The organism is Marinoscillum sp. 108 (assembly GCF_902506655.1).
Taxonomy (GTDB): Bacteria; Bacteroidota; Bacteroidia; order Cytophagales; family Cyclobacteriaceae; genus Marinoscillum; species Marinoscillum luteum.
Genome location: NZ_LR734808.1, coordinates 1,485,846 through 1,502,151 on the forward strand (window position 1 = coordinate 1,485,846; position 16,306 = coordinate 1,502,151).

A 16,306-nucleotide genomic window follows, 5' to 3' on the forward strand; every position below is an offset into this window, starting at 1 on the left:
CTTCATTGAGGCAACCTTTTTCTTTTTTTTGCCAGCCAGAACCGCCTCATTCTTTTTCCCAAACGAGGGGTTATCTCTTACAGATTCTTACTCCAGGCTTCAAACAGCTTTCTCTGGTCTTCACTCATCTCCTTCATTTTGGTGACGCTGATTCCGGCCTCACCCCTCGTGAGCTCCAGACCTATCTTAGCCAGATACTCCTCATGTGGCAGAGGATTGGCTGCCAAAATGTACTGATCAAAAAAATCTCTGATTTCAGGGTAGGTCATGGCAGTGAGGTCATCGAAAAAAGTCTTTTCTGAAACCGGCTTTCCCTTACCATATTGATCGATCAATTTCAGCATGAGTTCACGCAGGCCCGCTTGCCCTCCGGAGAGCTCCAAAAGTCTGATGTCCAGCAGGCCAGCAACCAATGAACCACGGAAATAGATATTGGCATATTCCTTTGAGGCCGCACCCCCATTGAAAGACTCGTCCGAAAGCTTTTTCAAACTCCAGGTTGGATCAAAATACTTCTCATCAACCAAAATCTTAGTGGCAATAGCGTTTTGCAGGTAATCCTCCTCCTCGATCACTCCTCCTCGGTAAAGTAGCATATTGGATGCCCATTCGGTCACTCCTTCATACATCCAGAGATGTACGGAGGGTGTCGGGCTCACGAAATTGAAGGATTCTACAATCTCACTGTGGATATTGAGCGGAGTGACGATATGAAAAAACTCGTGCGAAGCAATATCCGTCACACTTTGCATGTACTCGGGGGTAGGATCCTTCTCCTCTAGTACATACTCCGAGCTATAGGAGTGCTCCCAGGCTCCGGTAGCTCCGGTAAGGCCAGGCTCAAAAAAATACAGGAACGTATATCGATCCACAGGAAGCTTTACCAAAAACTGAAGTGTGGCATCCAGCATGTCCGACATACCCGCCAGAAGGCTTTTAGATTCAAATTTTCCTTGCTGTGAGTAGGTGTAAATTTCCACCTGAGTATCGGCGATGGTGGTATCAGCAAAAGAAAGCTCACCCATCAAGATTGGAGAATCCACGGCATGGTCGAAGCTGGAGGCCAGGAAACGGTGACCTTCCATAGGAAGCGCTGTTCCTATTTTCCAGTCATCCTTACCAGTAACACTAATACTGAGCGGCCTCTTCTGGTAACCTTCGAAATAACCCATAATAGTGTGCGCATTGATCAATGCATGATCTTCCTCAATGGAGGAGCCACACATCAGGTAAACAGGAAAGTCCTCTACCGGAGTATCAAAAGTCTCTGCGATCTGATAAGTGATTTTGGCAATCTTGTGGGGTTTGCTTATTTCAAACTGATTTACTGACTTTCGAGTCACCAGGAGCTCCCTACCCTTTTTATCAAAGGCCCGAAATGAACTCACAAACCGCCCCAAATTCATGGTCTGATAGGTACCGGGGGCAGTAGCTGCAAACTGATAAATGCGTGCCGATTTGTCCAAAGTGGTAGCTGGAGATAAGGTCACAAAAAAAGTGTCCAGATTTTGAGAAATGTCTATTTCATAAGACATCACCGGTAAGTCCTGAGCCATTGCAAGTGTACTGACGGCCAGTGCGCCACAAAGTATGATAATTTTTTTCATCCCTGGAGTCATTTAAGTCTCCAAATAAACGAAGCTCATCAAAAAGAAAGATGTAGCTTTTTACTGATGGTTGTTGGTAGTTATAATCGGAGAAAATCAGCCAGTAATATGAGCACTAAACAGATCATTTGCCAATGACCAGTTTGTGAGTGGCCGAACCTTCATGGTATTGGATATGCACAATGTACAAACCATTCTTCAGATGTGAAACATCAATCTCCTGATCGAAAAAACCCCCGAGTCGCGGCATTACAGATACCCCGGACAGGTCGAACACCTCAAGTTTAACCACATAATCTTCAGACCGCACTTTTAATACATTTTGCGCAGGGCTTGGGTAGAGACTCAGCCGACTTCCAATGGTCAAGGCATCAACCATTTTTATTTCTGAATACTCATATTTCTCATCAAAATCTACCTGCTTAACGCGGTAATAAGTACTTTCTGAAGGGGGGTACTTATCTACAAATGTGTAATGAACTTTCTCCTTACTATTCCCATGGCCAATTACGCTGCCCAATTCCCGCCAGATTTCACCATTTTGAGATCTCTGAATGGCGAAGTGACTGTTGTTTACTTCTGAAGCTGTTCCCCATTTAAGCTCTACCTCAGAGCTGTTCCTCTCTGCCGTAAAATACAACCATGTGACAGGCAATGGATTATCTAATGACGAAGACCCAAGCGTGATGGGACTAAACGAACTCACCCCTGATGCCGTAATGGTGCCCCCTGTCACATTTCCACTAGTACCACTGTTTCCGTAATTGTCCCAACTCGAGCCATTCCAATGAGCAACCCGCAGGTCATCCAAATTTTCAACTTCACTCAGTGCGTCCCAACTCAAGATAACATCCACCGTGGGGCTACCATTGGTCACACTCAGAGTCCAGTACTCCAAGGCACTCACCCTTTCCAAACCGGGCTCCCGAGAGTTGATGGGATAAGAAGAGTGCGGACTGGAAGCAAAATATCGCGCCTGAAATGCATCTGTAGATGTACCGGAAGCTGAAATGCTGATGGGCCGGTAAGACCCTCCATCCCCCACAGGAAAAGTAAATGCTGTTCCTCCAATTTTCTGGATCTCTCCATCGATAAAGCTAGCCTCAGAAACAGAAACAATAAATGATCCTGCATTCATCGTAATCACTTCAGCCGCTTGTGGTGTTACGATTCCATTTTGTAAATCCAGCGAATTTCCTATGGTTAAATCATCTGCTAAGACCACCCCGCTTGCATTATTTACAATCAGGTCATGGATGAGGGGTGTGCTCCCTCCAAAATCCAAAACCTGCTCTGCCGATCCATCGAGAGTAAGAGACCCATTGCGAAAATCAATCATCCCAGAACCAGTAATATTAAGGTCACCTTCCAGGTCAAAAGTGTAATTACTAGCAGTCAAATCCATGGTATTGGCGTCTCCGATATTCAAATCACCACGAATATCTATATCCCCCTCCAGCATTTTGATTCGCTGAACCCCCGCAACGTTGATCAGGGTAAGGCTCCCATAACTACTATTACCTCCTCCATTCAGGGCCTTGATCACCTGACCATCATCCTGCCCGGAAGCATAAATGATCTCTGTGCTGGCATCAATATTAAAAGCATCATGACCTGTAGGGAATTGAGTGGTTGTAGTGCTTGTACCTATGGTGAATGAGCTATTCGCATCCATTCTGAAAGTCTGACCCGAAGCTCCGGTTATTTGATACCCGTTATCAAAGAAATCATTGTAATCATCAATCCTAAGTTCACCATTTACTGTGATCGCTCCCTGCAGTACTTTCGACCTGGAAGCATTCCCTCCTCCGGCCAGAAAGAGTCTGCCATAGGTGATTCCCCCTTCCACATCCTGATCCACCCGACTCCTATACTCCACGATACTCAGGTTGCCCAAACTCACACTCCCAAATCCAATAGGAAATAATGAGGCCACGGTGTTAGATCCCAACCTCAACCATTCACCGTTTTGAACCGTCAGAGTACCTCCAGCATTCCCTGTAATCTGAAACCCACCGTCCTCCAGCCGTCCCCGTTGTATGGTTAAATCGTTATTGATCGTCACATCCGAAAGCAACGCGACAGTAGAACTACCCCCACTGCTCTGTCTATCTATGGTTAGGTTATAAAAAGGACTCCCCCCGGCATCCACCTCCTGATCTCCACTTGAATTTTGACCGTCTAATAATACCGTACCAGTACCCGCAGTAAAAGATCCCCCTGCTGATACTGTCCAGTTGTTCTCCAATGCGATGGTATGGCTCCCTGCACTTAATGTACCATTGGTAATAATCAGGTCGGCATCATCACCATTGATATCCAAATCATCTGAAAGCGTCCAGGTGCCTCCAGTGAAATCAAACTCCACAGTCCCCATCAGTGAGACTCCATTGGTGGTGATGCTATTGGTGGTGGCAGAAGCCATGGTAAAAATGATGTTTCCCAAATAGTTGGCTGTCACATCTGCATCCAGAACCAGGTCGCCAAAGACGTAAAGTGTATTGGTGACCAGCCCCTCCCATCTCACAGCGGTATTCACTCCCGACCAATCCATATCCTGAACTTCTGCTCCTGCTATATCCAATGTCACAGAAGGATCAATCCCTGAAAAGGAGTTAGCATCAAAATATGCATTATCAGCACTGGATGGTACGCATACTCCTGCTGCACCTCCGCTCGTAGTTGACCAATTGCTTTCATCAGACCAGTTCCCCGAGTTTCCACCAATCCAATAAAGATTAACAGGTGAATGGCTGCCGCTAAATGTAATTCCGGAATTATTCCCATGGTCAATTCCAGAGTTGTTGGTGAAGGAGGCTCCTGACACGGCAATGTCCTGAATAACATTTGCATCCGCACTCTGGGCCGCACCAAAGGATAAGTCTGCCTGTACGCCTTCTGCATTTGATCGGATGGTTCGCCAACTGGCACAATCTCCATTAGAAATAAGATTTCCTGAAAATGAAGTCCCACTACTGGCACTGTTAAACCTCACGATGTTAAAGTCTCCCATCGTAAGACTCGCCAGTGACACACTCTCTGCTCCATTATTAAAAGTGATATCAACAGACGCACCGCAGGCAATGTTGCCCAGTGTATAAGGCGCATCCACTCCATCTCCTAAAGTCAGGATCACATTATCACTAAGACTAACGGCTCCTGAAACGTCTAAAGATGGGCTATTGTCATTGGTATTGGTGAACGAAAGAGTGGCGGCGGTGCCCACCGTGAGATTTCCAGCCACCGTAGTGGCTCTATCAATCCTGATGGATGATACTGTACTCGCCGCAACCACAATATCACCGCCTATGGTGGCTGACCTGTCGAAAACGACAATTGTGCTTCCTGTGAGATTAAAATCTCCATCGAGCTCCATATTCTGACTAAATATAATGTCACTACCAGAGGATCCATCAATGGTCAAATCAGCCTCAAATTCCACCTGATCACGCCATCGAACCTCACCATCGGCACCCAAATCAACATTTCCCTGAAAGATTGTATAATCACCCCTAAAGTCTCCATCTCCGCCATCTCCAACAATGAAGTCACCCGAAAAGATATTGCCATCTCCAACCCCAAAACCACTACCATTGGGTCCCCTTATACTGTAGGAACAATTGGCAGGAAGGGAAATCACTCCAAAGGTTTTGGCATTGCTATTGAGATTATTGCTTTCCACCCTAAAAGTAACGCCCGCCGTAGAGACTGTGATATTGCCAAATACCACCCGATCAACGGTGTTCGCAGCACTGCCCGTATTGATTTGAATGGTACCTGAACTATTAGGAAAATAAAAATCTGGAAGTGACCTGGCGATGCTCCCTAGCTCTACAGTGATATTTCCGCTTGAAGTAAAAGTGAGATCACCGGTAACCGTAAAAGCGAGATCGTCATCCAATGTAAGATCACCCGCTATGGTTAGACCAAAGGCACCCGTGAATATAGGAGAATTGATTACCCCGCTAAAGCTGACATTATTAGCCGTACCCATCTGATCCAAAGTAACAACCTGGCCTCCTGTGGTAAATGAATTCGCATCAAAAAAAACATCATCACCTGCACCCGGTACATTGGTATGAAAGGTGCTGCCTCCCGAGGTGGTAGCCCAGTGAGAGGAATAATCACTCCAATTCCCACCATCTCCTACCCAATAAAATTGACCGAAAGCGGTAGAAGAAATAATCATGAATAGCGCAAAAAAAACAGGTTGGGATGCCTTCATTGTTTGCTGAAAAAATGCAAATTCTTCTTCAAATTAGAATAACAAGCGCCTATATCAAAGAAGAAATTAACGAAATAACCAATTTTTCAAAAGATCAATAGTACTTGCACATACCTCACCAAAGCTATTAATCATGAATTTTATAATCTTCTAACCAGCAATTCTCATCGGTTAAAGAATTAACTTTCAAACAAAAAAGAATGAATGTAATCCTCCAATTTTATGAAGCCTTCAGGAAGCTGGACGCAGAAGCCATGGCTGAATGCTATCATCCGGATGTTACCTTCGAAGATCCGGCATTTGGAGTACTCAAAGGTGAGCATGCCTGCAACATGTGGCGGATGCTTTGTAAGACTCAGACCGGCAAAGACTTTTTGGTTGTTTTTTCGGGAATAGAAGAAGACGAAGAGAAAGGAAAAGCTCACTGGGAAGCGCACTACACCTTTAGCCAGACGGGCAGGCGTGTTCACAACATCATTGAAGCGAGTTTCCTCCTGAAGGACGGCAAAATCATCCAACATACCGATCATTTCCCTTTATACCGATGGGCACGTCAGGCCATGGGTTTTTCTGGATTTCTTATCGGATGGAGCGGTTTTTTCAAAAAGAAATTGAATGCCAAAACAGCCGGGCTCCTGGCTAAATTTGAAGCCAGCCTGGACTAAAACCATAGGTGTATGAACGATAGCATACAAAAACTTGAGCGCCTTCTGGTGCAAACTGAGGCTTACCTGACCAGCTGCTCAGAAGAAGTACTTTCTCAAAAGCCCGCGCCTAATAAATGGTCTAAAAGAGAGATCCTTGGACACCTGATCGATTCAGCCATCAACAATCTGCAGCGATTTACCGAGATTCAGTATGCGGAGAAACCTTATGTGATCAGAAACTACCGTCAGGATGACCTGGTACGTGTCAATGATTATCAGCATGCTGATTTGCAGGAATTGCTCATACTTTGGAAATCACTCAATCGCCGCATTGGAATCATCATAGCAGCCCAAACCGATGCTACGTTATCCTATGAAATTCGATTTGCAGATAACAGCGCTTCTGACCTGAGGTTTCTGATGACTGACTATGTGGAACACATGGAACATCATATCCTTCAGATCAGACGCGTGCATTGATCATTTCATGGCAATGGGCGCAGCCAGACAGCTCTCTGGGATCTCGAAGGTATTGACCAGTGGCACTGCATTTTCCCTTACCTCCAGGCAAAGCTGGTTGATCATTTTACGAATCGCCTTGGTCTTCACTCCTGCCATGTAATCATGTTCCAGGTACCAGCCCTTGTTTTTCTCCATCTGAGACAATGCAAAAAGCTGACACAACTTGGTCAGGATCATCTTGCAGCCCTCATCTTCGGTCTTCTTCACCTGAGCGATGAATTGTTCAAGGATTAGCCGCTCGATATAGGCAAAGCCCACATTTACCATGTGGTACTGCGTTTGATTGAAAGCATCAAAAGAATCCATACCATTGTCAAGATGCTTCTTGATGCGCCGTGCTGCAGAAGTGAGAATGTCCCGTTCACGATATCTGAAAGCATTGAGATAAAACTCAAAATCCAGCAAGTGCTCAGGGTCCGTGTTACGCACCGTAAGCGGATTCATTTCTGAGAGACTGGTTTTTGCCTGAGACGCCACATAGCTCAGTACTCCAAAAAGGTTGATGTCGGAAAACTCCTTCTTAAACTCTGACAACCTGCTTTTGGCTACAAGTTGCATCAGCACGGTGTTATCACCTTCAAAGGTGGTGTACACGTCAGTGTCATTTTTGAGTCTGTCTATCCGGTTTTCGGATAGATAGCCCTTACCCCCACAAGCCTCCCTGCACTCCTGCAGGGCATGGGTCGTTCGCCAGGTAGCAAATGATTTCAATCCTGCGGCCATCGCCTCTATTTCCTGCATATCCTCCTCACTTCGGCTCAAAAAACGATTGGTGAGGTACTGCAATGAAAAATGGATGGCGTAGCTCTCAGCCAGTAGGGGCATCAGCCTGCGCTGATGGGTGCGGTAATTCAGAATAGGTACCTCGGAGCCATTCTCAGGTCCAAACTGCCGACGTGTGTCACCATATCGGATGGCTATGGTCAACCCCGTTTTCATAGCGCTAAGGCCCGAGCGAGGAATGCCAATTCTACCCCCCACCAAGGTACCCAGCATGGTAAAAAATCGCCTGTTATCACTGGTAATCGGGCTTTTGAATTTTCCATCTGCATCGATAGACGCAAATTTGTCCAGCATATTCTCTACAGGGATTACCACTTCATCAAACCAAATTCGGCCATTGTCGACACCATTGAGTCCCATTTTATGCCCACAATCTTCTATGATCACCCCACTTACTGTATGACCATCCGAATCACGCAGTGGCACCACAAAGGCATTCACCCCATAGTCTACCTCATCGATAATCAGTTTGGCAAAAACTGTGGCCATTTGGCCATGCACGGCGGCATTCCCAATATATTCTTTGCCGGCACCATGGTGCGGCGTATTGATCACAAGGGTTTTGGTCTTGTGATGGTAAGTGGCGGTGGTCTCTATCCCTTTCACATTGGACCCATGCCCGGTCTCGGTCATTGCAAAACAGCCCGGAAGTTTCAATGTGCCGATATCCTTGAGATACTGCTGATGGTGTTTTTCTGTACCCAAAAAGTAGACACTCATCCCCCATAGCCCAAACTGCACGCCAAACTTGATAACCATGCTCAGGTCGTGATAAGAAAGCGTTTCCATGATGGCAAAATAACTGGCCATGTCATCCTGACCTCCAAAGGCCTCCGGATATGCCATGCCTCCAAAGCCCTGATCTGCCAGGTATTGGCACCATTTCAGCACCTGCTCCCGATACTCTGCAGTACTTTCTCCCCTATAATATTCAAACTCCGGATCGGAAAGTATCGTCTTGACCTTTCTGATCACCACCCGGTTTTTACCATCCAGCAGTTCACTCATCTTATTAAGATCAAAACTAGCCTCTGTTTGCTGTCCCCCGGTCTGGGTGGTACGCTCCTGTGATCTCAGATGAAAGGCCGCCTCCCTGGAGAGAATCCCCAGCGCCTCCTCAATATCGGTAAGTGGAGCCCTGGCTGCCTCCAAAGTCTTGTCATCCTGATTTCTGGCATTTAACCGGGCCAATTCAATGCCAATATCGACCAAGCTGCGCTTCATCTGGGGAGTAAGGTCCTGAGAAACCCGCCTGATTTCGAAGAGCCATTCCTTCAGCTGGCCGGGTGACGGTGGGTTTTGAGGATCCAGGTGCGAGAGCAAAAAGGTTCGCTCCTTTTGCGTAATCCAGGCCTGTTGTTCAATCAGCTCTCTAATCTTCAGTATCTCACTGGGTGTGAGAATGGCATCGGCCCACACCATGTAAAACATGGGCACAAAAGAGAAGAGAAACGGGTTTTCCTTTAAATAATCGGACTGAATCATGGGACTGTCGTTTAAATCATGAGAAAGTTACATCCGTTCGGATAAAAAGTAACTTCATAATATTTGTTAAAATGGCTGTTGAGCAAAAATGTTTCTGCATCATTCTGTGTTTCTTTGCTACGTGAAAAACTGGTTTTATGCCATTTTATTATTTCATTTCACAAGCATATCAGCTCAGCATGTGATCTCAGGGACCGTTCTCAACGAAAGCGAGGAACCGGTGGGCTTCTGCCATGTGTACAATCAAACCATGGGTCTGGGAAAAGTCAGTGACATCCATGGCAACTTCAAGGTGACCGCCAAAAAGGGGGACACCTTGCTTTTCTCTTATGTTGGGTACCAATCCCTTACCCTTCCGGTCAACTCCGTTCATCTGGTGAATTACCTGAAAATCACCCTGCCTGAGGACTCCATTTTATTGCCATCCATTACCATTTATGCAGACCCCAATTATCGGGTCCCTCTGAATGTTCATGATGAGCCTATTATCATTCCTGGTGTGAGTATTACGGAAAAGACAGATGGCATTCAGCCAGGTGATGTAGGGTTTGGAGCCACAGGGGTAGGTGGTGTGCCTGTACCAGCGGTCACCATCTACGGCCCCATCACCTACTTCAGTAGGGACGAGAGGGAAAAACGTCAGGCAGTGGAAGCCTATAAGGAGACCCGTGAAACGATCACCTATCAGAAATTCATCGTGCAAGATTCTGTCAAACAGAAACTTTGTGAACTCTACCACCTCAACAGTCAGCAATATGACCAGGTGATTGTAAGGCTCCACAACCAGTTTCCCGGCATACAAAAGCAGTACAACCCCATGGAAATCTGGAACTGGCTGCTCATGCATTTTGACCGGTCAGCCAATATTGTCAGGGATTATTAGGCTAAGGTCTCTTCATCAGTACATAGCCCACTTTTGCCGACAAAGTAGGCTGTAATCTCAGGCCTCTTTCGTTATTGAAGAAAAAATCATCCCGAAAGAAGTAGGTTACATTCTCCTCTTGCCTTCGGTTCAGAAGTAGATACATCATGTTCAGTCCAATGTCACCTTCCAGTGTCAGGCGTGGACTTACACTTTTGCTGATCCCCATCCGGAACCCACCTCCATATCGATGTGAACTAGTCTCTTCATCATAAAACCTGAGATAATCACACGAGCCAGTCCAGTCTGAGGTACATCCATAGCCTACAGTCACGGGCTCGTCTACCTTCAGATACCGATACATTGCATTGACACTAAAGTACCAAAGGGCTTCCTCCGAGCTTCCGGGTTGATAATAAAAGCGTAGCTCTTCGCGGGCCTTAAACCCCAAATATTCATCTCCCACAGACTCTTCGCTACGCACCTCAGCCACCACACCCACTTCCTGGGTGAAGCTCACCCAGGTGCGAAATTGATATTCTAATGACAACAGCACGGATGGATCCTTGGGATTCACAGCATTGGCAAAATCTCCTTTCAGGATCAATCGATTTGCAGTCAGGGGATGATCTTCCTTCTGAGGCTCCTGATACTGGGCATACAAGCTCGCCGCAAAGAGCGGGAGCAAGCTTACAAGCAGATACTTTTTCATTGAATTGGACTGAATAACTCCAGGTCTTCATCCACGCATCCAAACTGATAGATCCCATCATCTCTGGTGATGATCATGGTGTTTTCAAGGGCGATCATATCGTTTGCCGCTATCTCTGTATGGAAATGAATCAAAACAGGGTGTGCCGGATCCTCCAGACTGAACTGCTTGAGCCCGCTAGCCCCTTCGGCTACAAAGAGGTCTCCCTTAAAAAACGCCAACCCACGAGGATTGATCATCTGCTGCTGATCCACATCAAATGGGTTATCGAGGTTGGATACATCGAGTGTTACCAGCCTATTGGCCTCAAAAAGCGTGTTATTGCATCCCTCCCCTGATCTGGTTGTGACATACGCATATTGATCATTGGCGATGACCGGATCGCAGGCCGTGCGATGCACAAACTCCGATCGGTAGGTAGGTCTTCCCAGGGCATCCACGGTGTAGATTTTCATTCCGCTCTGTCCGCCAATAAACAGGTTTCCTTTGAAACCAAAAATCGTTTCTATACCAGAGCCAATTGGAGTGGAGCTCTGATACTGTGGGTCGGCTACACTGCTGATATTGATAACCTTCAGATCGGTGTTGCTGACGATGTAAAGGAATTCACCATTGATGGCAAAACGAGCAGTAGAACCACCCACACCAACACCTCCTCCATCGATGAAGCCTACATCTCCACTCTCATCGGTACAAGACCAGCAAAAAGATACTACGAGTAATAAAAGGAGCTTTCTCATGGCTTGTAGCATTTAGGTTTTTCAATCATGGTTTGTTCCCAACCTACCACTATTCCCTTACCCTCTTCCACACATTCAAAATAGACATTGTTTTGTGATGGGAACTCAGCTGTAAAGCCGATCACATCCTCCAGACGCTTTAAAACGATCACCGTATCGCTGGAAACCTGCAAAGCGAGGAGATCGTCATAATTATCCGCATAGAGCACCCCATCTTTCATAGCCATATCATGGTTGCCCGGTATGGTCACAAAAAACTTATTCACCGGTTTTCTGGGATCAGTATTATCATAGACGTGAAGCCCTTTGCCCACTTCGTTGACCAGAAGGAGGTTGCCATAGCTATAGATCTTTCCTGCCGAAACGATGTTTCTGGCGCTTTCAAGGCCTATGTTTAGTTCGGAGCTGTCTGCATAGATGGGTCTGAAACCCATAGTTGACTCCTGATTGAAATCAGGATGGAAGTCGTCCGGGCCACAGGCCAGGACCAGCATCGAGAGGAGTAAAAGTGTGTAACGCATGATGGGTCAGTGTTTAGTGATGATATGCCTTATGACACATCATCACTAAAAACCGTTGGACGTAGCGCGTCAATAATCGGCACTTCGCCCACCCTGATCGATCAGCTGACGGAGAAAAGAGTTAAATCCTTCTTCCTGCAGCAGATCCTCCATATTCATATGAAAGCGATACTTCCAGTAATGCTGTGGATTAGCGGGCACATTGATGCGTTCTTTCTCTGGTGTATCAGATCGCAGAGCACCATCCATGGCAATGAGATCCTGAATAGGAAATATAGCCAGCATACTTGGTGAATGCAGGTGCTGATTGATCACCTGATGAGCCACCCATGGCTCACAGAAGTAGGGAGCTTTACCCTGTTGTCCCAAAATCTGATTGTAAAACCGCTGGGTCTGCTTATCGTCCTCCTGCCACCATTCTCTCAAAGTAGTCATATCATGGCTGCCCGTACTGGTCACACTGAGGTACGGCGTATCCGCGGGATGCCAGAACTCTCTGTCGTCATTGGGCATACGCTGAATGGCCAGACTGAGGATTTGTAATTCACTCATTACTCCGGGCACACTGGCCGGCACCATCCCCAGATCCTCTCCGCAGATGAGCATATCAGTTGCCCCTTTCAGCATGGGAAGTTTGCGCATGGCACTTTCCCTCCAAAAATCATTGTGCCGCTGATAAAAAAAGTGGACATACAGTTGATCTACCTTTTGCTGAGTGTCGTAATCCAGCTCACCATAGGAGTAGGTACTGTGCAGGCCGATTCGGGGATTAAATGCCTGGCCATCCGAAAGAGGAGCCTCCAGAAACAGTACCTCACTATGAAGTCTGTAGAGGCTGTTTCTGATCCATATATTGAAATCCTTGCTCTCGGGATCATTATTCACCAGCTCATCGAAGTGAGCTTTAATTTTTCTTTGGGTATCAAAGGGCTCTTTGAGTGCATAGCATCCGGCCTTATATTCATGGAGGTACTCTTCCAGTACCAGATCAGCGTAGTTTCCAAAAATATCATAGATCATGTGCCTCCTGATATATGGTCGGCAAAAGCGATCATAGTCAAAATTGATTCCACGATCTCTGAGCTCGTTTAAGTGAACTGGGAGAGCCGGGTTAAATCTTCCCAGCAATCCCTCCACGTGCTCCCATGGAATCTCCCAGATCCTGAAAAACCCAAGGATGTGATCAATTCTGAATACGTCAAAGTACTCGGACATTTTCACCATGCGATCGCGCCACCAGTGGTAGTCATCCTTGGCCATTTCCTCCCAATTGTAGGTAGGGAAGCCCCAGTTTTGGCCGGAGATAGAAAAGTCATCCGGCGGGGCTCCAGCCTGAGTGTCCATATTGAATAAGTGAGGCAGTCTCCAGGCATCTACAGAGTTTCTGTATATCCCTATGGGGATGTCTCCCTTCAGCACCACACCCTGAGATCTGGCATAAGCGGTAGCCTCCTTCAGTTGCTTGTCCAGGTGGTACTGGATGTAATAATGGATGGCAATGTCCTGGTAGTGCTTCTGCTTGGGGGCCACGAAAGTTTCCAGCGCATCGCTGCTCATCTCGGCACAGCTCCCCCATTGGGTGAAATCCGGGGTACCATGTTTATCCCGTAGGTAGCTAAATGCAGCATAATCCGGCAGCCAGTTTTCATTGTTTTGGAAAAAGTCCTTGAACTCCTTACTCTTCAAAAATGCAGCTCCCTTCTCTTCAAAACTCAGTTTGAAAAATCGGGTTTTTAATTTCATCACACCCTCATAGTCTACCTCAGGCAGAGCATTCAACCTCGCGGCCTCCTTATCAATCTCCAACTGTACCTTTTTGTCCTTGAGCTTTCCCATGGACTGGAGGTTGGCATAAATCGGATGAAGGGCCTCTACCGAGATCGCTGCATACGGGTAAGAGTCCACCCAGGTATGAGTAGCTACCGTATCATTCACGGGCAGTATCTGCACCACTTTCAATCCTGTCTTAACGGACCAGTCCACCAGTTTTTTGATATCTGTGAACTCACCCACTCCCGACCCCTCTTTGGACCTGAGCGAAAAAACGGGAATGGCCACTCCGGCAGTTTTCCAGTTACCCACCGGGTAATGAAAAAACTCCTCAGAATGCACAATGAGCTTGGACTCCAACGAGAAGGTATAAAGCGGGAAATACCTATTTTCACCACCCTCCCAGGTGACCACCCGACCCTCTTTGTGGCTGTAAATGACAAATTTGTATTCAAAAGGCACTTCCTTGGCAGAGGTTGGAATATCAACCTTCCATACCGGAAAGTCCTCATCACTCATCAAAACAGCCTTGGACTCGTCCCAGGCTCCCAGGGATTTGGTACTTCCCACCACAGCCATCTGATAATCTCGCCCGATGCGCGGAGCCCGCAATTGCAAGCGCACAAAATGCGAAGAAGACTTGAGGTCTACTTTGTGTTTGACAGCCTTACCACGCGCAAAGAATGCTTTGGTGAAGGGCGCCGTGTAAAGTGAGTTCTCAAAGGCATGCTGAGGTCTCCAGTAATCCCGCAAGTGAATCTTATCAAAGTGCTTGTTGACTTGCAACTTGCGTTCCTCACCAAACTCATGATGCTCCTGGCCGCTCTCATCTCTCAAGAAATAGTGATAGGTGAAATCACCGGTAGATTCGAACGCTACCTCTGCTGTCCACAAATCTCCGGAGGAGGGCTGCATCTTGACTGCCTGTCTTGCATCTCCTTTTCCCAGCTCTTTCGCTGATCCTGTCACATATACATTCTGACCCCACTGTGTCCTATAACCCACTACAAATTTCAGCTTCATGCTACTACCTCGTCTTTATCTTCTACAAAATTTACCGTCAGGGCTGCTATAAGCAGACATCCTCCCGCTATGATGAGCGCGAAAATCGCCTGAGAATCAAACAATCTCTTGATAATTGGGCCGCCGATTACGCCATTGACAATCTGCGGCATCACAATGAAAAAATTAAAAATCCCCATATAAATCCCCATTTTCCCGCCGGGAATGGCTCCCGCCAGAATGGCATAAGGCATAGAGAGAATGCTGGCCCAGGCCAACCCTACAAAGACCATAGCCACCAAAGTGACTGGCTGAGAAGGGAAGAAATAAATAGAGAGTAATCCGAGGCCACCCAGGCCCAATGCGATGGCATGTGTTCTCTTTCGGCCGACCCTGGCCGCAATGGCCGGAAGTAACAAGGCTACCACCGCGGACACAGCATTGTAAACGGTGAACATCACCCCCACCCAGTTGCCAGCGTCATTATAAGCCACCGAGGACGAATCCTCAGCGCCAGCGCCATATACGTGCTGCGCAATGGCAGGTGTACAAAAGACCCACATGGAAAACAGCCCAAACCAGCTAAAAAACTGCACCAACCCCAATTGCTTCATGGTTTTGGGCATTTTGGCAAAGTCTCTGAAAATATCCATAATGCTGCCCTTCTCCTTCGATTCTTCCTGCCCATTGAAGGCGGCATACTCCTCAGGGGGATATTCTTTGGTCTTAGCCAGAGTCCATAAGATAGTAGCTATAAAAACTACTGCTCCAAAATAGAAGCTGAAAATCACATTATCTGGAACCACACCAGCCGGAGCTACTTTGGACACACCCACCCATTCTGCCAGCATGTACGGAAGAAATGAGCCAACCACTGCGCCCAACCCAATGAGGGAGGCCTGAACCGAAAATCCCTGCGTGCGCTGCTCGGTGGGCAGCATATCCCCCACCAGGGCCCTGAATGGCTCCATAGAGATATTGATGGAGGCATCCATGATCATCAACATACCAGCTCCCACAAACATCGGTGGGATAAATGAAGCCAGTGCTCCTGAGTTGGGCATCAAACATAAGGCGATAGATGCCAGGATGGCCCCTGTGAGGAAATAAGGCTTTCTTCGCCCCATCCTGTTCCAGGTACGATCACTGTAGTGACCAATAATGGGTTGGACAATTAGACCGGTGACCGGTGCTGCCAGCCAAAACCATGACAAGTGCTCTACATCCGCTCCAAAATTTTGGAGTATTCTGCTGGCGTTGGCATTCTGTAGTGCAAACCCAAACTGAATCCCCAAAAAGCCCATGCTCATGTTCCAAATTTGAGCTGTACTAAGGCCTGGCTTCTTCATATTTTTCTCTCTTTTATTTTTTCCCAAAAACCGGAATTTTTCTAATCTGAAGACTGCCACCGAGAATATCTCTTGAAAAAT

At 46.9% G+C, this 16,306-nt stretch carries 11 protein-coding genes; 3 read left to right on the plus strand and 8 right to left on the minus strand.

What is annotated here, in order from left to right:
* Positions 1-77: 77 nt before the first annotated feature.
* Both GV030_RS06205 and GV030_RS06210 read right to left on the minus strand, forming a co-directional pair.
* Positions 78-1,607: a peptidase gene (locus GV030_RS06205; protein WP_159580851.1), complete on the minus strand. Its 1,530-nt coding sequence runs from the start codon at positions 1,605-1,607 to the stop codon at positions 78-80.
* A gap of 124 nt (positions 1,608-1,731) precedes the next feature.
* Positions 1,732-5,832: a T9SS type A sorting domain-containing protein gene (locus GV030_RS06210; protein ID WP_159580853.1), complete on the minus strand. Its 4,101-nt coding sequence runs from the start codon at positions 5,830-5,832 to the stop codon at positions 1,732-1,734.
* A 200-nt stretch (positions 5,833-6,032) separates the two neighbouring features.
* Here GV030_RS06210 and GV030_RS06215 point away from each other — a divergent pair, with 200 nt between their 5' ends.
* Positions 6,033-6,497: a nuclear transport factor 2 family protein gene (locus GV030_RS06215; RefSeq protein WP_159580855.1), complete on the plus strand. Its 465-nt coding sequence runs from the start codon at positions 6,033-6,035 to the stop codon at positions 6,495-6,497.
* 12 nt (positions 6,498-6,509) lie between these two features.
* A complete protein-coding gene (locus tag GV030_RS06220) occupies positions 6,510-6,959 on the plus strand; it encodes a DinB family protein (protein ID WP_159580857.1) in 450 nt (149 codons plus the stop codon).
* On the opposite strand, the gene GV030_RS06225 is transcribed toward GV030_RS06220, so the two are convergent.
* The gene (locus GV030_RS06225; protein WP_159580859.1) at positions 6,960-9,269 is read right to left on the minus strand and encodes an acyl-CoA dehydrogenase; all 2,310 of its coding nucleotides are present in this window, start codon (positions 9,267-9,269) and stop codon (positions 6,960-6,962) included. It lies immediately after the preceding gene.
* Between the two features lie 88 nt (positions 9,270-9,357).
* Here GV030_RS06225 and GV030_RS06230 point away from each other — a divergent pair, with 88 nt between their 5' ends.
* Positions 9,358-10,152 (plus strand): carboxypeptidase-like regulatory domain-containing protein, encoded by a 795-nt coding sequence (locus GV030_RS06230; RefSeq protein WP_159580861.1) that lies wholly within the window; start codon positions 9,358-9,360, stop codon positions 10,150-10,152.
* Between the two features lies 1 nt (position 10,153).
* Here the strand turns inward: GV030_RS06230 and GV030_RS06235 are convergent, their stop codons facing one another.
* The 5 genes from GV030_RS06235 to GV030_RS06255 form a co-directional block, all read right to left on the minus strand.
* Complete coding sequence (locus GV030_RS06235; RefSeq protein ID WP_159580863.1) at positions 10,154-10,843, minus strand: hypothetical protein; 690 nt, start codon at positions 10,841-10,843, stop codon at positions 10,154-10,156.
* Positions 10,840-11,583 carry a hypothetical protein gene (locus GV030_RS06240; protein WP_159580865.1) on the minus strand — a complete coding sequence of 248 codons (744 nt, stop codon included), beginning with the start codon at positions 11,581-11,583 and terminating at the stop codon, positions 10,840-10,842. Before GV030_RS06240 ends, GV030_RS06235 begins: the two co-directional genes overlap by 4 nt.
* Positions 11,580-12,104, minus strand: coding sequence for a hypothetical protein (locus GV030_RS06245; protein ID WP_159580867.1), 525 nt, complete (start codon positions 12,102-12,104; stop codon positions 11,580-11,582). The genes GV030_RS06240 and GV030_RS06245 overlap by 4 nt, the downstream gene beginning before the upstream one ends.
* A gap of 69 nt (positions 12,105-12,173) precedes the next feature.
* On the minus strand, positions 12,174-14,897 hold the full coding sequence (locus tag GV030_RS06250; RefSeq protein ID WP_159580869.1) for a 4-alpha-glucanotransferase: 2,724 nt from the start codon (positions 14,895-14,897) through the stop codon (positions 12,174-12,176).
* Entirely contained in the window at positions 14,894-16,225 is a 1,332-nt protein-coding gene (locus tag GV030_RS06255) for an MFS transporter (RefSeq protein WP_255465165.1), read from the minus strand. The genes GV030_RS06250 and GV030_RS06255 overlap by 4 nt, the downstream gene beginning before the upstream one ends.
* Between the last annotated feature and the right edge of the window lie 81 nt (positions 16,226-16,306).